General features: G+C 64.3%; 19 protein-coding genes. 14 read left to right on the forward strand and 5 right to left on the reverse strand.

Annotation, left to right across the window (positions count from 1 at the left end; genetic code table 11):
* Positions 1-178: 178 nt before the first annotated feature.
* The 9 genes from recA to hflX all read left to right on the forward strand — a co-directional run bounded on the left by recA (position 179) and on the right by hflX (position 10,054).
* Positions 179-1,234, forward strand: coding sequence for a recombinase RecA (recA, locus tag NE591_RS02915; RefSeq protein ID WP_022739919.1), 1,056 nt, complete (start codon positions 179-181; stop codon positions 1,232-1,234).
* Between the two features lie 6 nt (positions 1,235-1,240).
* The gene (locus NE591_RS16195; protein WP_256156305.1) at positions 1,241-1,948 is read left to right on the forward strand and encodes a RecX family transcriptional regulator; all 708 of its coding nucleotides are present in this window, start codon (positions 1,241-1,243) and stop codon (positions 1,946-1,948) included.
* Positions 1,949-2,153: 205 nt separating this feature from the next.
* Positions 2,154-3,725, forward strand: a complete 1,572-nt coding sequence (gene rny, locus NE591_RS02925; RefSeq protein ID WP_114539060.1) for a ribonuclease Y — start codon at positions 2,154-2,156, stop codon at positions 3,723-3,725.
* Between the two features lie 3 nt (positions 3,726-3,728).
* Positions 3,729-4,814, forward strand: coding sequence for an ATP-binding protein (locus NE591_RS02930; protein ID WP_256156306.1), 1,086 nt, complete (start codon positions 3,729-3,731; stop codon positions 4,812-4,814).
* Positions 4,815-4,966: 152 nt separating this feature from the next.
* Positions 4,967-5,272, forward strand: coding sequence for a stage V sporulation protein S (locus tag NE591_RS02935; RefSeq protein WP_173400369.1), 306 nt, complete (start codon positions 4,967-4,969; stop codon positions 5,270-5,272).
* Between the two features lie 11 nt (positions 5,273-5,283).
* The gene (gene miaB, locus NE591_RS02940; protein WP_256156307.1) at positions 5,284-6,642 is read left to right on the forward strand and encodes a tRNA (N6-isopentenyl adenosine(37)-C2)-methylthiotransferase MiaB; all 1,359 of its coding nucleotides are present in this window, start codon (positions 5,284-5,286) and stop codon (positions 6,640-6,642) included.
* On the forward strand, positions 6,635-7,585 hold the full coding sequence (gene miaA, locus NE591_RS02945) for a tRNA (adenosine(37)-N6)-dimethylallyltransferase MiaA (protein WP_256156308.1): 951 nt from the start codon (positions 6,635-6,637) through the stop codon (positions 7,583-7,585). Before miaB ends, miaA begins: the two co-directional genes overlap by 8 nt.
* A 66-nt stretch (positions 7,586-7,651) precedes the next feature.
* Positions 7,652-8,575: a diaminopimelate epimerase gene (gene dapF, locus NE591_RS02950; RefSeq protein WP_022739912.1), complete on the forward strand. Its 924-nt coding sequence runs from the start codon at positions 7,652-7,654 to the stop codon at positions 8,573-8,575.
* Between the two features lie 156 nt (positions 8,576-8,731).
* Positions 8,732-10,054 carry a GTPase HflX gene (gene hflX / locus NE591_RS02955; protein WP_256156309.1) on the forward strand — a complete coding sequence of 441 codons (1,323 nt, stop codon included), beginning with the start codon at positions 8,732-8,734 and terminating at the stop codon, positions 10,052-10,054.
* A gap of 119 nt (positions 10,055-10,173) precedes the next feature.
* Here the strand turns inward: hflX and lexA are convergent, their stop codons facing one another.
* Positions 10,174-10,812 carry a transcriptional repressor LexA gene (gene lexA / locus NE591_RS02960; RefSeq protein WP_022739910.1) on the reverse strand — a complete coding sequence of 213 codons (639 nt, stop codon included), beginning with the start codon at positions 10,810-10,812 and terminating at the stop codon, positions 10,174-10,176.
* A 295-nt stretch (positions 10,813-11,107) separates the two neighbouring features.
* On the opposite strand from lexA, the gene nrdR reads away from it, so the two are divergent.
* From nrdR to NE591_RS02985, 5 genes are all read left to right on the forward strand, one after another.
* Positions 11,108-11,554, forward strand: coding sequence for a transcriptional regulator NrdR (nrdR, locus tag NE591_RS02965; RefSeq protein ID WP_114539067.1), 447 nt, complete (start codon positions 11,108-11,110; stop codon positions 11,552-11,554).
* A gap of 3 nt (positions 11,555-11,557) precedes the next feature.
* Positions 11,558-11,992 carry a dUTP diphosphatase gene (dut, locus tag NE591_RS02970; protein WP_157011607.1) on the forward strand — a complete coding sequence of 145 codons (435 nt, stop codon included), beginning with the start codon at positions 11,558-11,560 and terminating at the stop codon, positions 11,990-11,992.
* 14 nt (positions 11,993-12,006) lie between these two features.
* On the forward strand, positions 12,007-12,516 hold the full coding sequence (locus NE591_RS02975; RefSeq protein ID WP_114548354.1) for a hypothetical protein: 510 nt from the start codon (positions 12,007-12,009) through the stop codon (positions 12,514-12,516).
* A gap of 120 nt (positions 12,517-12,636) precedes the next feature.
* Positions 12,637-13,188, forward strand: coding sequence for a hypothetical protein (locus tag NE591_RS02980; protein ID WP_147270627.1), 552 nt, complete (start codon positions 12,637-12,639; stop codon positions 13,186-13,188).
* Between the two features lie 108 nt (positions 13,189-13,296).
* On the forward strand, positions 13,297-14,226 hold the full coding sequence (locus NE591_RS02985) for a prenyltransferase (protein WP_157011605.1): 930 nt from the start codon (positions 13,297-13,299) through the stop codon (positions 14,224-14,226).
* On the opposite strand, the gene gluQRS is transcribed toward NE591_RS02985, so the two are convergent.
* From gluQRS to NE591_RS03005, 4 genes are read right to left on the reverse strand one after another with little or no spacing between them, the layout of a single operon-like run.
* Positions 14,223-15,176 carry a tRNA glutamyl-Q(34) synthetase GluQRS gene (gluQRS, locus tag NE591_RS02990; protein ID WP_227069522.1) on the reverse strand — a complete coding sequence of 318 codons (954 nt, stop codon included), beginning with the start codon at positions 15,174-15,176 and terminating at the stop codon, positions 14,223-14,225. The genes NE591_RS02985 and gluQRS overlap by 4 nt on opposite strands.
* A 38-nt stretch (positions 15,177-15,214) precedes the next feature.
* Positions 15,215-16,600 (reverse strand): phenylacetate--CoA ligase family protein, encoded by a 1,386-nt coding sequence (locus NE591_RS02995; protein WP_227069521.1) that lies wholly within the window; start codon positions 16,598-16,600, stop codon positions 15,215-15,217.
* Between the two features lie 6 nt (positions 16,601-16,606).
* Complete coding sequence (locus tag NE591_RS03000) at positions 16,607-17,050, reverse strand: amino acid-binding protein (RefSeq protein WP_114548358.1); 444 nt, start codon at positions 17,048-17,050, stop codon at positions 16,607-16,609.
* A gap of 1 nt (position 17,051) precedes the next feature.
* Positions 17,052-17,645: an indolepyruvate oxidoreductase subunit beta gene (locus tag NE591_RS03005; RefSeq protein WP_157011601.1), complete on the reverse strand. Its 594-nt coding sequence runs from the start codon at positions 17,643-17,645 to the stop codon at positions 17,052-17,054.

Here is a 17,645-nt window from a genome sequence, read left to right on the forward strand (position 1 = left end):
GTCGGCGCGAGGACTCAAATGAGACATTCCCGCGTCATTGCTGCGGTCGCGTACCGTTATGCTGTTTTCGCGCACAGAGGAAACTGGTTTTTGAGAATCACCTCTTGACGTGCATACGTTTGTTCGTATAATGATGAAAACAGGCCATTTGTTCGCCTGGCCAAGACAAGGAGAGGTCATGAACGAAGATAAAGAAAAGATGCTCAAACTCACCACTGATCAAATCGAGTCCAAGTTCGGCAAGGGCTCTATCATGACCCTCGGCGAGGGAGGCGCCGATCTCAACATCGGGGTCATCCCCACGGGCGCCCTGCCGCTCGATGCCGCGCTCGGCATCGGAGGCGTGCCCCGCGGCCGCATCATCGAAATCTACGGTCCCGAGTCAAGCGGCAAGACAACGCTCGCCTTGCAGATTCTCGCGGAGGCTCAGGCGCTGGGCGGTATCGTTGCCTTCATCGATGCCGAGCACGCCCTCGATCCCGTTTACGCCGCGCGCATCGGGGTCGATATCGACGAGGTGCTCATCTCCCAGCCCGACACCGGCGAGCAGGCGCTGGAAATCTGCGATATGCTCGTGCGCTCGGGCGCTATCGACTGCGTCATCGTCGACTCTGTGGCGGCGCTCGTTCCCCGTGCCGAAATCGAGGGCGAGATGGGGGATACCACCGTGGGCCTTCAGGCTCGGCTCATGTCCCAGGCCCTGCGCAAGCTGGCCGGGTCGCTGTCGAAATCGAACACCACCTGCATCTTCATCAACCAGCTGCGCGAGAAGATCGGCGTCATGTTCGGCAACCCGGAGACGACCACCGGCGGACGCGCCCTGAAGTTTTTCTCCTCGGTTCGCATCGACATTCGCCGCATCGACTCTATCAAGCAGAACGGCGATGTGGTCGGCAATCGCGTGAGGGCGAAGGTGGTCAAGAACAAGGTGGCTCCTCCTTTCCGCCAAGCGGAGTTCGATCTCATGTACGGCGAGGGCATCTCTCGGGAAGGCTGCATCGTCGATATGGCCGTGGAATGCGGCGTGGCCAAGAAGTCCGGCGCCTGGTACACCTACGGCGAGGAGCGCCTGGGCCAGGGCCGCGAGGCGGCCAAGCAGACGCTCAAGGAGAACCCCGATCTGCGTGAGGAACTCGAGAACAAGGTCCGCGAGGCCTACGAGATCCCCGTCATCGAGCGTCCGGCCGAAAACGAATCGTTCACGCCGGCGCCCAAGAGCGGCAAGAAGAAGTAACGCATTGTGGCGTCCAAGGCCGACATACTCGCAGCGCTCAGGGCGGATATCGCCGCCCTGGAAGCCGCCCCTCCCTCAGAGGAACCGTGCGCGCAAATCGCCGCTTGGCCGTGCCCTGCCGAGGACGACGCCGTCTGCGGCAGGGATACAGGGGCGTCTTGCGCGCAGAACCTCGGACGTTCCTCTCGCGGGGAAGAGCAGAAGAGCGCTCTGAGCAACGAGGAGGGAAAGACGGCCCGAGACGCGTTCCAGAAGATCCTCCGATGGGCCGCGGTTCGCGAGCGCTCCACGGCCTACCTGCGCGAGCGCCTGCTGAAGGACGACTTTCCTGCGGCAGTGGTGGAGGAGGCCCTTCAGCGCGCCGTGCGCGTACGGGCGGTGGACGATCGACGCTACGCCGACGCCCTCGTCCGCATGAAGCTTGCGGCCGGCCGGGGGCTTCGCGATGCCGAACGGGAGATCGAGGAGCTCGGCATCGATCCAGCCACCCTCGATTCCTGGGTCGAGCATGAGCGGAAGGGGAGGGACTTCGAAGTGGGCCGCGCCCTGGCCGCCCTGCGGCGTCGCCCGCCTAAAGCCAAGCGCGCCCGGGAGGCCGCCTTCCGCCGCCTCGTATCCCAAGGATTTTCCGCCGACGTCGCCGCTACCGCCTCTCGCACGTGGTTCGAGGAGCGGGAACGCAGCCTGATGTGCGGTTCGATGGGCCATTCGTGACACAAACCCACGAGAGTCTGTCTAAAGCCGCGGCCTTACGCTATACTGTGAGCCGTGGCTTTAGAGCATACGTGCCCTCCCGGGCATTCAAGATAGAGAATTTCATATTCCTCGTATCTTCGCGCAGTTATGCTCATGCCCGGCCACGGGCATTTTTTATGACATGAAATGGGTATGAAAGCCCAGATGAAAGGAGGAAACAGCCATGGATCCCATCACGATCGTGCTTTTGATCGTCGCTATCGTCATCGGCCTGGTCCTCGGTTTCATCGTCAACCGACTCATTGCCAGCTCCTCATCCAAGAACGCTGCCCGCGAGGCCGCAAGCCTGGTCGAGGATGCCAAGAAGCAAGCCGAGACGCTCCGACGTGAAGCCGCCGTGGAAGCCAAGGACGAGGCCCTTCGCTACAAGCAGGAAATGGAGAAGGAGAACAAGGAGCGCATGCGCGAGGTGCGCTCCGCCGAGAACCGCATCGCCCAGCGCGAGGAATCCCTCGATCGCCGCGTCGAGTCCCTGGATGCCCGCGAGCACCAACTCTCGTCTTTGCAGGGACAAGTCGAGCGACGCGAGCGCGATGTCGAAGAGGCCGAGAACGCCATCGAGCGTCATCGCGAGGAGGCCCAGATCGAGATCAACCAGGCCCTCGAGCGCGCTGCGGGCATGAGCCCCCAGGAGGCCAAAGAGGAACTGCTGGAGACCATCCACGACGAGGTCACCCGCGAATCGGCCGTCATCATCCGCGATGCCGAGACGCGCACCAAGGCCGAGGCGGACAAGAAGGCCCGCGAGATCTTGAGCCTCGCCATCCAGCGCGTGGCCGCCGACCACTCCGCCGAGAGCACGGTGTCCACCATCCATATCCCCTCCGACGATCTGAAGGGCCGCATCATCGGCCGCGAGGGCCGCAACATCCGCTCTTTCGAGCAGCTGACCGGCACGAACCTCATCATCGACGATACGCCGGAGTGCGTCACCATCTCCTGCTTCGACCCGGTGCGCCGCGAGATCGGCCGCGTCACCATGGAGAACCTCATCGCCGACGGGCGCATCCACCCCGCGCGCATCGAGGAGATGTACGATAAGGCCGTCAAGCTGGTGAACCAGCGGGTGCACGAGGCCGGCGAGCAGGCCACGTTCGATGCGGGCATCCACGATCTCCACCCGGAGCTCGTCAACACCCTGGGACGTTTGCGCTATCGCACCTCGTTCGGCCAGAACGTGCTGAACCATTCGCTCGAAGTGGCCTATCTGGCCTCGGTCATGGCCTCCGAGCTCGGGCTCGACCCCATCCCCGTCAAGCGAGCCGGCCTTTTGCACGACCTCGGCAAGGCCGTCGACCACGAGGTCGAGGGCAGCCACGCCGTCATCGGCGCCGATCTGGCCCGTCGCTTCGGCGAGCGCCCCGAGATCGTCCACGCCATCGAGGCCCATCACAACGATGTGGAGGCCAACTCCGTCGTCGATGTGCTCATTCAGGCCGCCGACGCCGTCTCCGCCGCCCGTCCCGGTGCCCGCAAGGAGACGCTGGACGCCTACGTGAAGCGCCTCGAGAAGCTGGAGGAGATCGCGAACTCCCACAAGGGCGTCGAGCGCACCTACGCCATCCAGGCAGGCCGCGAGGTTCGCGTCATGGTAGAGCCGGAAGTGGTGGACGAGGCCGAATCCGTCGTTTTGGCCCACGACATCGCCCAGCAGATCGAGAACGAGATGCAGTATCCGGGCCAGGTGAAAGTCGTCGTCATCCGCGAGAGCCGTGCGGTCGACTACGCCAAGTAGGCCATGGAAGGCGATACCCTCAGCGATTTCATAGACGATGTGTGCGGCGAGAGCCGTCTCCGGGTCGAGGACGACCTCGGAGACGGCTTCGTCCGTCTCCGGTCCTCCGAGGCCGAACGGCGCCAGGCCGCCCAGGACATCCGCTCGAGCGAGGACGTGGTCATCGAGCTTCTGCGCAACGCCCGCGACGCCGGCGCCAGCCGCATCTTCCTCGCCACCCAGAAGACCGGCAACGCGCGCCTGCTCACCGTCCTCGACGACGGCCAGGGCATTCCCGCCGCCCAGCACGAGCGCATCTTTGAACCGCGCGTCACCTCGAAGCTCGATAGCGCGCATATGGACAAGTGGGGCATGCACGGGCGCGGCATGGCCCTTTACTCCATCTCCGTGAACGCCGAAGAGGCCCGGGTGCTGCAATCGGAGCCGGGGCTCGGCACGAGCCTTACGATCGCCACCGACACCGAAAGCCTCCCCGAGAAGACGGATCAGTCGACGTTTCCCCGCTTCGAGCAGGAGCCTTCCGGCTCGTGGGCGATGCGCGGCCCCAAGAACATCGTGCGCACGGCCGCGGAATTCGCCTTGGAGCACCGCGGCGATCTTTCCGTGTACCTCGGCACCCCGGTTGAGGTGGCGGCGACGCTGTACCAACTGGGCCTCGCCTCGCTCTCCCCGGCCGTGCGCGCCTTCGGGGGCGACGGCGCGGGGATCCCCCTCGTCAAGCGCCTCGCCCTGGCCGCCGGCCCCGATGATCTCGCGGACCGCTGCGAGGCCCTGGGCCTGCCGCTCTCCGAACGCTCGGCCCGACGCATTCTCGACGGGGCCATCGTTGCGCTCGACCCCTTGACCGAGCGTTTGGCCGCCGAATCGTTCCCGCAGCAGACCCATCGCCCATCCGAGCGACGGCGAAATTCCAAGAACGCCTGCTCCCTGCGTCTGGCTCCCGAGGACATCGATGCGCTGAAGCGCGGTATCGGCCGGCTCATGGAGCCCGTGGCGGAAGCGTATTATCTAGAAGCGGTGGGCGAGGCGGAGGTCATCGTGGGCCAGGAAGCCATCCGCATCACCGTTCCCATCCGCACGACGCTCTAAGGAAGCGCGCGCGGTTGCGCCACTCGGGTGCAACAGGTAGAATATTCGGGCTGAAGGCGCCACGGGCGCCCGCTAAACGAACCACATCCAGAGAAGAACCGCACCACAAACGACAAGGACCAGCTGTGTCTACCACTGAAACCAAGCCCTCCATCGGGTGCCTCAAAGTATCCTCCAAATCGTCTCCCGCCTCCGTTGCCGGCGCCATCGCCGGCATGATCAAAGACGGGGCGTCGGTGGAGATTCAAGCCGTGGGGGCCGGTGCGGTGAACCAGGCTGTGAAAGCCGTGGCCATCTCCCGCGGGTTCCTCTCGCCGGTGGGCATCGAGATCTGCTGCATCCCCTCCTTCGCGGACATCGTCATCGACGGCGAGTACCGCACGGCCATCCGCTTCGCCGTCGAGCCGCGGGGCGCCGCCGCGATCGCCCCCATCGTCGATGCGGCCGCGGTCCATTAGAGGGTTTTGCTATGAGCAACGTCTTCGAGGGAACTCGTTTCTGCATCCACACCTTCGGCTGCCAGATGAACAAGCACGATTCCGAGCGGGTCGCCGGCATGCTGGAGGGCCTGGGCTCGCTGCCCGTCGAAACCATCGAGGAGGCGGACATCGTCGTGTTCATGACGTGCTGCGTCCGCGAGGCTGCCGACACGAGGCTCTACGGGCAGGTCGCCTCCATGAAGAACATCCCCTTGCGCGACGGCACGACCCTCGACAAGCGCTACATCGCCGTAGGCGGCTGCATCGGCCAGCGCGACGGCGACAAGCTGCTTGCGGCGCTTCCCCATCTCGATGTGGTTTTCGGCACTCACAATCTGGGCTCTCTGCCGGGGCTTCTCCGACGCGCCATCGAGCAGCACGGCCGCGCCGCCGAGGTGATCGAGGGGGGAGCGGAGTTCTCCTCCGCCCTGCCCACGGTGCGCGAGCACGACTGGGCGGCATGGCTGCCCATCACCGTGGGATGCAACAATTTCTGCTCCTACTGCATCGTGCCCTACGTCCGCGGGCGCGAGAAGTCGCGGCCCTTGGACGACATCGCCGCCGAGGCGCGCTCCTATGTGGAAGCGGGCGTCAAGGAGATCACGCTGCTGGGGCAGAACGTGAACTCCTACGGGCGCGACCTTTACGGCGAGCCGCGGTTCGCGGATGTCCTTCGGGCCGTGGATGCCGCGGGCATCGAGCGGCTCCGCTTCGCGACGAGCCATCCGAAGGATCTCACCGACGAGGTCATCGGGCTGTTCGCCACGCTGCCCTCGCTCATGCCGGCGCTGCACCTTCCCGTGCAGTCGGGCTCGAACCGCATCCTCTCGGCCATGAACCGCCGCTACACCCGCGAGCACTACCTCGGCCTTATCGAGAAGCTTCGCCGCGCCCGTCCCGACATCGCTCTGTCCACGGACATCATCGTGGGATTCCCCGGCGAGACCGAAGAGGACTTCATGGACACCTATCGCCTCGTGGAGGAAGTCGGCTACAGCCAGGTGTTCACGTTTATTTACTCCAAGCGCGAGGGGACGCCTGCTGCGGAGATGGACGACGACACGCCCCGCGAGGTCATCCAGGAGCGCTTCGATCGGCTCGTGGATCTCGTCCAGCGCAAGGCCTTCGAGGCGAACCAGGCGGAGCTCGGCGCCACGGTGCCCGTGCTGGTCGAGGGCACGTCCAAGCGCGACGATTCCATCCTGGCCGGCAAGAGCCCGAAGAACCAGACCGTTCACGCTCCGGTGCCCTCCGGCACGGAGGCGGCGTCTTTGGTGGGGCGCATCGTGCCCGTGACCATCGAGGAAGCCCGCACCTGGTATCTCTCGGGCACGATCGCCCATGCTTGAGCTTTCTGCACCTGTCATCGCCATCGTGGGGCCCACGGCCTCGGGCAAGACCGACGCAGCCCAAATTGTCGGCGAGCGCCTCGGCGGGGAAGTGGTGAGCGCCGATTCCATGCAGATCTACCGAGGCATGGACATCGGCACGGGCAAGCTTCCCGCATCTGAGCGCCGCGTGCCCCATCACGGCTTCGATCTCGTTGATCCCGGCGAGCCCTACTCGGCGGCCCTGTTCCAGGCGTTCGCCCGGCGCTGCTTTCGCGATATAGACGCCCGCGGCAAGAGAGCGGTGCTCTGCGGCGGCACCGGCCAGTACGTGCAGGCGGCCATCGACGACTTCGTCTTCCCCAAGGGCGACCAGGTGGAAAACCCCGTCCGCGAACGCTGGACCGCCTACGCGGAGGAACACGGCAACCAGGCCCTGTGGGAGGCGCTGGAAGCGCGCGATCCCGCAAGCGCCGCCGTCATCCACCCCAACAACGTGCGGCGCGTCGTGCGCGCCTTCGAGCTTTTGGAGGAGGGCGCCAGCTACGCCGAGCAGAAACAGCGGCTCGCCACCGTGGCGCCCTTCGTTCCAGCCGTGCAATTCGGGCTGGCCATGGAGCCGGCCATCCTGAACGAGCGCATCGACGCCCGGGTCGATGCCATGGTGGCCGCAGGACTCGTCGACGAGGTGCGGGGCCTGCTGACCGCCGGATTCCGCGACGGCGTCACGGCGCCCCAGGCCATCGGATACAAGGAGATCGTCGAGGCGCTGGATGGGAACACCACGCTGGAGGAGGCCGTGAAGGCCATCAAGACGGCCACGCGCCGCTACGGCAAGCGCCAACGCACGTGGTTCCGTCGCGACAGGCGCATCCACTGGGTGAACGCCGATGCCGGCGATGCCGAAGCCGTGGCCGCCGAGATTCTTTCCCAGTTGGAAACATTGGACGCCTACCATGGTTGAAGCGACCCTTCCGGGTCGTCGAGGAGAGCTTCCGCCCCCTCAATCGCCGCCTCAAAGGAGCGTCCCATGGAGTTGTCCTTCGCCAAATTGCACGGTCTCGGCAACGATTTCGTCTTCATTGACGATCGAGACCGCGCTCTCAGTCTGACCGATGCCCAGGTGTCGTATCTGTGCGACCGCCACTTCGGCATCGGCGCCGACGGCGTCATCCTCGTGCGGCCGGCAACCTCGGAAGAGGGAGACGGCTACATGCACTACATCAACGCCGACGGCACCTTGGCCCAAATGTGCGGCAACGGCGTACGCTGCTTCGCCAAGTACCTCGTCGATCGCGAGCTGGCGGACGTTGCCTCGGGACATCTTCTGGCCGACACCCTGGCCGGTCCGCGCCCCATCGCCTTTTCCGTGGATGCGGGGGGAAAGATGACCGAGGCGACCGTGAACATGGGCGCGCCCATCTTGGATCCCGCGCTCGTGCCCGTCGACGCCGCGCCGGACTCCCGCATGGCCGACGGTACGCCCTATGTGGGGCATCTGCGCCTCGATTCGCCGTGGGGAGCCTTCGAATTCGCCTGCGTCTCCATGGGAAACCCCCACGCCGTCTGCCTCGTGGACGATTGGGCGGCCTTGCCCGACGAGCTGTTCCCCGCAGGTGCGGAGAAATCCCTCTCGACCCTGCGCATCGATCTTCCCGGCCCCTTCTTCGAGACGCATCCCGCATTTCCCGAGAAAACCAACGTCGAGTTCGCCTCCGTCACCGATGAGGGCATCGCCATGCGCGTGTGGGAGAGGGGCTGCGGAGAGACCTTGGCCTGCGGCACCGGCGCCTGCGCCACCAACACGGCTGCCTGCCTCACTGGCCGGGCCGGCAGGGAGAACGATCTTATGTTGAGCGGCGGTCTACTGCACATCTGCTGGAACGAGGATGGCACGATATCCATGACGGGGCCGGCAACGGAGAGCTTCTCGGGAACCATTGTGCTGCCGTGAGCTTTTCCGATGCTGCTGTTGTGCTATGATAGCCCCCGTTTCCCCGGCGCAACGCCGCGCCACGATTAAGGAGTGATGCTCATGCGCCTGTAACGACCACTTGCACCGCCTTCCCCTCATGGGGTCCCGTCGTTACTTGAAGCAAAGGAGCATGCTATGACCGAATACGAATCCGTCATCCAAAAGGGCCCGGCCACCAAGGCCGAGGAGCGTCGAGAGCGCGCCGTTCTCGTGGGCATCGAGCGCCCGGGGCTGCCGTGGCCCTTGGAATCTTCCCTGGCCGAGCTGGAACGTCTGGCCGATACGGCCGGAGCCGATGTGGTAGCCACGACGACCCAGCGCTTGGACGCGCCCAACCCGCGCACCTTTGTCGGCACGGGCAAGGCCGACGAGATCGCCGAGCTGGCACGGTCGCGCGAGGCCGACCTCGTCATCTTCGACGACGAGCTGACACCTTCCCAGCAGGCCAATCTGGAGAAGGTCATGGACAAGTCCGTGAAGGTTATCGACCGCACGGCCCTCATTCTGGACATCTTCGCTCTGCACGCCACCTCCAAGGAGGGGCGCCTGCAGGTGCGCCTCGCCCAAAACCAGTACCTGTACCCGCGCCTGCGCGGCATGTGGGCCCACCTCGCCTCGAACCGCATGGGAGGCGGTGTGGGATCCCGCTTCGGCGAGGGCGAAAGCCAGCTTGAGGTGGACCGCCGCATGGTGCGCAAGCGCATCACGAGCATTCGCCGCGAGCTTGAGCGCCTGTCCGACGTGCGCTCGCTGCAGCGGGAGAGCCGGTACGGCAGCGGCATGTTCAAAGTGGCGCTGGCCGGTTACACCAACGCCGGGAAAAGCTCGCTCATCAACCGGCTCACCGGGGCCGATGTGCTCAGCTACGACAAGCTCTTCGCCACGCTGGACTCCACCACCCGCAAGTTCGAGCTGCCCGAGGGCCGCGAGGTCACTGTCACCGACACCGTCGGCTTCATCCAAAAGCTGCCCACCACGCTGGTCGAGGCCTTCAAGTCGACGCTCGACGAAATCACCGGAGCCGACCTCATCCTGCACGTGATCGACGCCTCCTCGCCGGAGTTCGAGGGGCAGATCGAGGCCGTGTGCGAGGTGCTCGACCAGATAGGGGCCCAGAGCATTCCCACGATCGCCACTTTCAACAAATGCGATCTGCTGGACGCCGAGACGCTGGCTGGCCTTAAAAGGCGTTATCCGAGCGCCCGGTTCGTGTCCGCCCGCTCTGGAGAGGGCATAGAGGAACTCGTGGGCGCCATCGCCCAGGCCGCCTCGTCCGCCGACGCCAAGCTGGACGTGCTCGTGCCGTACCAACGGGGGGATTTGGTATCGCTGGCCCACGAGCGCTGCCACATCATCTCCGAGAGCCACGAGGCCACGGGCACGCGCCTGCAGCTGCTCGCGGCCCCTGCCTTCGTCAGCGCGTTCTCCCCTTACCTTGTCTCGGACGACGACGCTTGAGGAAACCACCGCTCCAGAAACGAAAGAGCGCCCCTGCTCCGGATCCTCGCATCCGGAGCAGGGGCGCTCTTGATTGACCGAAAGGGGAGGACTCGCGGCCTATCGGCGCGGCGAAGGCGCTACAGGCGCCGAAACACGGCCACCACCTTGCCGGCAATGGAGCAGTCCGTGGTGATGATGGGATCCATCGTCGAGTTCTCCGGCTGCAGGCGGATATGGTCGGCCTCGCGGAAGAAGCGCTTGACGGTGGCGCCGTCGTCGATGATGGCCACGACGATATCGCCGTTGTTGGCCACCGGCTGCTCTTTCACAACCACGTAGTCGCCATCGTTAATGCCGGCCTCGATCATGGACTCGCCGCGCACCGAGAGCATGAAGGAGGGGGCATCGCCGACGATGTCCGTGGGCAGCGTGATGGTATCGGTGATGTTCTCCTCGGCGAGAATAGGGGAGCCGGCGGCCACGTTGCCCACCAAGGGCACATTGACGAGCTTGCTGTAGGCGGCCGCGAAGGCCGTGACAGGGGAGGGAACCTCCTCAATGGGATAGGTAAGCGCGATGGAGCGGGATTTAAGGGGGTCGCGCTTGATGAAGCCCTTGTCTTCAAGCGCCTTCAAATGGACATGGACGGTGGAAGGGGAGGAGAGTCCCAAACTCTGGCACACCTCGCGCACGGTAGGGCCGTAGCCCTTCTCGCGAATGCACGCTTCGATGCAGTCGAGAACCGCCTGTTGCCGCTTGGTCACTTTCTGGGTCATAGCGCATCCTTTCACAAAAGCGTACATTTGTTTGAAAAATCTCTTGACGTGAACCTTTGTTCGCTCTATTATAACTGCGAACAAAGGTTCTACGCAAGAGGTCAGGAGTAAAAAATGGCACGCATCGAATTTTCCATAGCCTTCACGCTCAGCACCATCGCGTCATTTCTCATCTTCTTCGCCTAGAGCGTCGGGGGCGAGTGTCGCGAAGGTAGCAATGTTTTGAAGAGGGGAGCGCATTAGGTCTGATAGGGTATGATAAGCAATCAACTTATCAAAGTGAGAAGGAGAACCTATGCGCTGTCCTTCCTGTGGCTATCAGGAATCGAAAGTCGTCGACTCGCGATCGGCCGACGACGGCGCCTCTATCCGGCGCCGTCGCGAATGCCTGCAGTGCGGCACGCGATTCACCACCTACGAGCGGCTCGCCGAAAATCCCATTCTCGTCATCAAGGCCGACGGTTCATCGGAGGTCTTCAACCGCGAGAAGCTCATGCGAGGATTGCTCATCGCCTGCGCGAAACGTCCCATCACGCCCGAGAAGATCGACGGACTCATCACGAGCATCGAGGCGGAATTGCGATCGAGTCAGCGCAACGAGATCAAATCGCGCGATTTGGGCGATTTGGTACTGGCCCGTCTGGCCACTCTGGATGACGTTGCCTATATTCGCTTCGCCAGCGTCTACAAGGATTTCCAGAATGTGGAGGAGTTCTCCGAGGCCCTGAAAGAGCTGGGCTGATCCATGGACGTTCTTTTCAAGCAGCTCGACGAGACCCTGGAAGCGCCCGCCTACGCCCGTCCGGGCGATGCGGGTCTCGATTTGCGCGCCGCCGAGGGCGGCACGCTTTTGCCCTTCGAGCGGGCACTCGTGCCCTGCGGTATCGCCTTGGCCGTTCCCGAGGGCTATGCGGGGCTCATCATTCCCCGAAGCGGCCTGGCGGCACGACAGGGCATCTCCATCGTGAACGCCCCGGGCCTCATAGACAGCGGCTACCGGGGGGAGATCAAGGTGCCGCTCATCAATCTCGATCCAACGGAGGTGTTCAATTACGAAAAGGGCGAGCGCATCGCCCAACTCGTGATCATCGCTACCCCCACCATTACTTTACATAACACTTATGAGCTTCCCGAGAGCTCGCGCGGAGCGCAGGGCTTCGGAAGCAGCGGCCTTTCCTAGAAAGAGTGTCCTTTATGACCGATCACCGCGATTCGAAACCCGAAGAAACGCCCGAGCCCCAGCAGCTGGGAGCTCCGGAGACGACTCCCGAAAATCCCCAGCGACCCGAGCCGTCGACGGAGCCCTCGCAGGATCAGAGACGGGCGCTCATCGACGCCGACCTGAAATCCGCCCGCACGCTCTCGACGGTAGCCGCCATTGCAGGTCCAGTCTCCTTCATCATCGGCGGCGTGATGCTGAGCACGGTGGGCCTCGTCTGCGCCATTGTCGGCTTCGTTAAGATCAAGCACGTGATAGACGATGTCGATGGTCGCCAGAAGGTCTATGCCGCCACGGTACGCCAGACGCTTATCTGGGGTCTCGCCATCAGCGCCATTGCGCTCATCGTCAACATCGTCGGCATCGCGCTCATGATGCCCGTGCTCATGGAGGCCATGCAAACGGGAGACTTCACCTCGATCCTCGGCGAGGGCGCCACCATCACCGCGCAGCCATCCGGCGGCAGCGGCAATGCCTGGGGCTAAACACCTTCCATATACGGTAAAATGTTTCAAGTTGGAGGGCTTCTGAAAAGATTGACAAGAAAGGCTGATAATATGGATTATGTAAAATCGAAATCACGATCAACTATACAGGGTTTTCTAGTGGTTCTCGCTGCTCTTTTGACGCTTTCCATTGGAATGGTCGGGTTGGCCGGTTGCTCGGGCGGCACGAGCGATGAAGACGCCATCCGCGCATCGCTCGCGTCCGAACTGGACAGCATCAAAAACATCGACGACGCGTTCGTCAACGAGTTCTCCGAGTCCATCGACATGAGCCAGCTTTCGGTCTACGGCATCGACGGCGTCGAGTTCATGAAGTCCTACCTGAGCGGCTTCGATTACGCGATCGACTCGATCAATGTCGACGGCGACAGCGCCACGGCCCAGATCACCCTTACTTGCAAGAGCTATACCGGCTACCTGCAGGCGCTGCAGACGGCCGTGGACGAGGTCACCGCCGATCCCGATGCTCTTGCCGCTCTCTCCAACGACGAGATCAACCAGAAGATCGGCGAGATCGTCATCGGCTCCCTCGACGGCGTCGAGCTGGCGGCCACCCAGCCCATCACCATCACCTACACCAAGGTCGACGGAACCTGGGAGCCGGCCTCGTCCACCTCGGGCGACATCGCGGCCGCGCTGATGACCAACTAAACGCGCCGTCAACGCGCAAACCCTTTGAAGGGCGCTCCATTGGGGCGCCCTTCTTCTATAATGCCAGGTAATCGACAATGCTTCTCGCGACGAAAAGAGAAATCGAACATGGGTTCCCATACAAAAACGAACAGCGGGGGAGCGACGACTCCCCTCTCCCCTCGCCTCGCTCTTCAACTGGCCGCGCCCCATACCTGGCCGGCGGCCATCATGCCCGTGCTCGTGGCCGCCGCCTGCGCCTTGGCCAACACCGGGTCGCTGGACGTGGGCATGGCGTGGCTTCTGCTCCTCATCTGCATCCTCATGCAGGCGTCCGTGAACACCTTCAACGACTACTTCGACTTCATCAAGGGAACCGATACAGCCGAGGACAACGTGGAGGCCTCAGACTCGGTGCTCGTCTACAACGACGTCAATCCGCGCTCGGCCCTCGGGCTGGCCATCGGCTTTCTGACCGTGGCCTTCCTGCTCGGCCTGTACGTTATTTGGAAAGCGGGTCCTGTCCCCCTCGTCATCGCGCTTATCGGAGCCGTCATCGTCGTGATGTACTCCGGAGGCAAGACGCCTCTCTCCTACCTTCCCGTCGGCGAGGCGGTGAGCGGCATCGTTATGGGCGGTCTTATTCCGCTGGCAAGCTACCAGGTACTCTCGGGCACGTTCACGTTCATGGCGCTCCTTTGGGCCACGCCCACGATCATCGGCGTGGGCCTCATCATGATGACGAACAACACCTGCGATATCGAAAAGGACATCGAGGCCTCCCGCCGCACGCTGCCGGTGCTGCTGGGCCGCGAAAGGGCGCGCGCCCTCTACCATGCCCTCATGGTCGTTTGGGTTCTCGCCATCCTCGCCATCGTCGCCATCTGGTTCCCCCGGGGCATCGTCGTGCTCCCCTTCTTGGCGCTCGGCTGCTACCCCCTCATGATGGGCCTGTGGAAAAATCCGCTCGCGGCGCCCACGCGTATCGGCGCCATGGGCCAGATCTGCAGCGTGAACGTGGCTCTGGGCGCATTCTACGCCGCCGCCCTCCTGCTTTAGGAGCGCCAGGGAATCTGCACGAGATCGGGCAGTCCGTCGCGAAAACCCTCCAGCGAGAAGTCCTTCAGCAGCTCTTCCGGCGTCGTCGGCGCCTCTTCGGGAACAAGTCCCGCCACCGCCGCGATATGTCCGATGACGGCTCGCGGACTTCCGAACCGGGCCAGCAGCTCGTCTAAGGCCGCGTCCCGATCGCGTTTCGAGAGGCGCCGGTTCTGCTCGGCCACAAGCAGCGGAACGTGCGCATAGGCGGGGTGCGGCAGCCCGAGAAGATCCTGGAGGTAGCGCTGCTGCGGCGTGGAGCAAAGCAGATCGACGCCGCGCACGACCGAATTGACGCCCTGGGCGGCATCGTCCACCACCACTGCCAGCTGATAGGCGAACGCGCCGTCGGAGCGGCGTATGAGGAAGTCGCCGCAGTCGCGGTCGAGCTTTTGCGCGTAGGTTCCCTGAACGAGGTCTTCGAAGGCGATCGTGCGGCTGTCCACGGCAACTCTCCAGCCCGGCGTGCGTCCCGCTGCCCAGCGCGCCTCCACCTCCGCGTCCGACAGATGGCGGCAGGTGCCGGCATAGACGAGCTTCTCGCCCCGGTGGGGCGCCGAGGCGGCGTGAAGGTCGGCCCGCGTGCAGAAGCACGGGTACAAAAGCCCCCGGGCTTCAAGGCGCCCGAATGCCTCGGCATAGGCCTCGTCGCGATCATGCTGGAAGTACGGCCCCTCGTCCCAGAAGAGTCCCAGGGTCTCGAAATCACGCTGGATCTGGTCGATGTAGACGCTCTTCGAGCGCTCGCGGTCGAGATCCTCGATACGCAGTACCATGTGCCCGCCCTGGGACTTCGCCACGAGCCATGCGATGAGCGCTGCGTAGATGTTGCCCGCGTGCATGCGCCCGGTCGGCGACGGCGCGAAGCGGCCGACAACGGGTGTCGCCTCTGTCGCTCCGCTTTCCGTCATAGCCAATGAAACCTTTCCGGCGCAGTCTTAAAACCGGGCTACTTCTCGCGCCGGTCGTCGACGTGCTTGGCCTTGCCGATGGCGCGCTCGATGCCGCCGGGTTCCACCAGGCGCACCTCCGGCGCCACGAGCAGCGTGCCCTTGAGCTTCTCGGCGATACGGGCGCGCAGGGCGTCCATGGCCTCGAAGGAGTCGCGGAAGGCCTCGGGGCGCAGCTCGGTCTCCACGATGAGCGCGTCCATGCCGCCGCGGGTCTCCACGATGATATGGTAATGGGGCGTGACCTCCTCGATGCCCGTGAGCACGTCCTCGATCTGCGAGGGGAACACGTTGGTGCCGCGGATGATGAGCATGTCGTCGGAGCGGGAGCGCACCTTGTCCATGCGGGCCAGCGTACGGCCGCAGGCGCAGGGCTCGGTGTGCACGGCGGTCAAGTCGTGGGTGCGGTAGCGCAGCACCGGAATGCCCTGCTTGCAAAGGGGCGTGAGCACGAGCTCCCCCATCTCGCCCTCGCCCACCGGCTCGCCGGTTTCCGGATCGATGACCTCCCACAGGAAATGATCCTCGGCGATGTGCTGCTGGTAGCGCTCGGCCAGACACTCGCCGGACACCCCCGGCCCCATAACCTCGGTGAGGCCGTAGTTGTCGGTGCAGACGATGTGCATGCGCCGCTCGATCTCGGCTTTCAGGCCCGGCGGGCAGGGCTCGCCGCCGAAAAGGCCCACGCGCAAAGGCGACTTCTCCCAATCGTAGCCCATCTTCTCCCCCACCTCGCAGATGTGCATGGCGTAGGAAGGCGTGGCCACGAGCACGGTGGTGCCGTAGTCCTCGATCATCTGGATATGGCGCTCGGTGTTGCCCGAGCCGGCGGGAATCATGGCGCAGCCCAGACGCTGCAGCCCGTAGTGCAGGCCGAAGCCGCCGGTGAACATGCCGTAGCCGAAGGCCATCTGGGCGATGTCCCCGGGCACGACGCCGGCCATCTGCACGAGGCGGGCGATGCACTCGCTCCACATGTCCATGTCGTCGTCGGTGTAGCCCACCACCACCGGCTTTCCCGTGGTACCCGACGAGGAGTGCAGCTCGCGGATGTCGTCCAGCGGCACCGCGAACAGGCCAAAGGGGAAGGTCTCGCGCAGCACGGCCTTATCGGTGAAGGGGAGCTTGCGCACGTCCTCGAGCGTCTGGATGTCGCTCGGCGCCACGCCCATCTCGTCCAGCTTCTGACGGTAGTAGGGCACGCGCTCGTAGGCGTAGGCCACGGTCTCTTTCAGCTTCTCCAGCTGGAGGGCGCGGATGTCCTCGCGGGAGGCGCACTCGATCTCGGGCTTGTAAATGGGCAGGGCGTCGAACCGTCCCGCCTCGGCGGCGGCCAGCGCCGCGCCCTTCTTTGTCACGTCGATGGAATCCATTGCCTCGCTCATGCGCCCTTACGCCTCCTTCGCAGCGCGCTCGGCGACGATGCGCGCGATGTCCTCTTGGGAAATGAGCTCCACCGGCTCGTCGGCCAGAAGCGCCTGGGCGCGCTCCGGCTCGCTTGTGGAGAGCACGATGTAGGTGGAGATCATGGAATAGCTGTAGACCACGTTGATGCCGCATTTGGCGAGCACGCCCATGACCCGCGAGAGCTCGCCGGGCGTATCGACGAGCTTCAGGCAGATGACCGGGGATACGACGCAAGCGCAGCCGGCATCCTTAAGCGCCTCCATGGCCGCCTCGGGCCTATCGACGATGAAACGGAGAATGCCGTACTCCCCCGTGTCGGCGGCGGAGAAGCCGCGCACGGAAACGCCGGCGCCCTCGAAGAGGTCGAGCACCCGGTTCATGTGCCCCGGGCGGCTGTTGGCGAATACGCTGATCTGGGAAACGGTCATGCTATTCTCCCTCCTCGTTCTCGATGACGGCTCGGCCCGCGCGCAGGGCGGCGAGGTTCGCCTCGACGGTCTTCTGCGGCACGCGCTCGGCCACGGTCTCCTCCCATACCTCGACGGGAATATCGAGGCGTGCGGCCAAGGCCCCCACGAGCACCACGTTGGCGCATTTGGCATTGCCGGCCGCCCGCGCGATGGCGTCGGCGTCGATGAGCAGAGCCCCGGCCTCGCGCAGGCGCTCCCGGGCGTTCTCGGGCATCGAGGCGGCACCGGTGAGCACCGGCAGGGGCCGGATGGCCACATCGTTGACGATGAGCGAGCCGCCCTCCTTGAGCTGGGGCAGATTGCGCAGGGCCTCGGTGGTCTCGAAGGCGACGACGACATCGGCGCATCCCGCGTCCGATACCATGGACTTCACGTCCTCGCCCACGCGCACCACCGTGGTCACGGCGCCGCCGCGCTGGGCCATGCCGTGGATCTCCGACACCTTCACCTGAAGATTCGCCTTCATGCAGCTGAAGGCGAGCAGATCGGCGGCGAGGATGGTTCCCTGGCCGCCCACACCGCACAAAAGCACCGTCTTAGTGGCATTTTCCAT

This window comes from Adlercreutzia sp. DFI.6.23 (genome assembly GCF_024462535.1).
In the GTDB taxonomy this organism is placed as follows: domain Bacteria; phylum Actinomycetota; class Coriobacteriia; order Coriobacteriales; family Eggerthellaceae; genus Adlercreutzia; species Adlercreutzia rubneri.

Excerpts from the sequence above, each read along its gene's own strand:
- NE591_RS02995 (WP_227069521.1), bottom strand. The coding sequence starts at position 16,600 with ATGAGCGAGGCAATGGATTCCATCGACGTGACAAAGAAGGGCGCGGCG.
- dut (WP_157011607.1), top strand. The coding sequence starts at position 11,558 with ATGGACGTTCTTTTCAAGCAGCTCGACGAGACCCTGGAAGCGCCCGCC.
- hflX (WP_256156309.1), top strand. The coding sequence starts at position 8,732 with ATGACCGAATACGAATCCGTCATCCAAAAGGGCCCGGCCACCAAGGCC.
- dapF (WP_022739912.1), top strand. The coding sequence starts at position 7,652 with ATGGAGTTGTCCTTCGCCAAATTGCACGGTCTCGGCAACGATTTCGTC.
- recA (WP_022739919.1), top strand. The coding sequence starts at position 179 with ATGAACGAAGATAAAGAAAAGATGCTCAAACTCACCACTGATCAAATC.
- rny (WP_114539060.1), top strand. The coding sequence starts at position 2,154 with ATGGATCCCATCACGATCGTGCTTTTGATCGTCGCTATCGTCATCGGC.
- gluQRS (WP_227069522.1), bottom strand. The coding sequence starts at position 15,176 with ATGACGGAAAGCGGAGCGACAGAGGCGACACCCGTTGTCGGCCGCTTC.
- miaB (WP_256156307.1), top strand. The coding sequence starts at position 5,284 with ATGAGCAACGTCTTCGAGGGAACTCGTTTCTGCATCCACACCTTCGGC.
- nrdR (WP_114539067.1), top strand. The coding sequence starts at position 11,108 with ATGCGCTGTCCTTCCTGTGGCTATCAGGAATCGAAAGTCGTCGACTCG.
- lexA (WP_022739910.1), bottom strand. The coding sequence starts at position 10,812 with ATGACCCAGAAAGTGACCAAGCGGCAACAGGCGGTTCTCGACTGCATC.
- NE591_RS02975 (WP_114548354.1), top strand. The coding sequence starts at position 12,007 with ATGACCGATCACCGCGATTCGAAACCCGAAGAAACGCCCGAGCCCCAG.
- NE591_RS03000 (WP_114548358.1), bottom strand. The coding sequence starts at position 17,050 with ATGACCGTTTCCCAGATCAGCGTATTCGCCAACAGCCGCCCGGGGCAC.
- NE591_RS03005 (WP_157011601.1), bottom strand. The coding sequence starts at position 17,645 with ATGGAAAATGCCACTAAGACGGTGCTTTTGTGCGGTGTGGGCGGCCAG.
- NE591_RS02985 (WP_157011605.1), top strand. The coding sequence starts at position 13,297 with ATGGGTTCCCATACAAAAACGAACAGCGGGGGAGCGACGACTCCCCTC.
- miaA (WP_256156308.1), top strand. The coding sequence starts at position 6,635 with ATGCTTGAGCTTTCTGCACCTGTCATCGCCATCGTGGGGCCCACGGCC.
- NE591_RS02930 (WP_256156306.1), top strand. The coding sequence starts at position 3,729 with ATGGAAGGCGATACCCTCAGCGATTTCATAGACGATGTGTGCGGCGAG.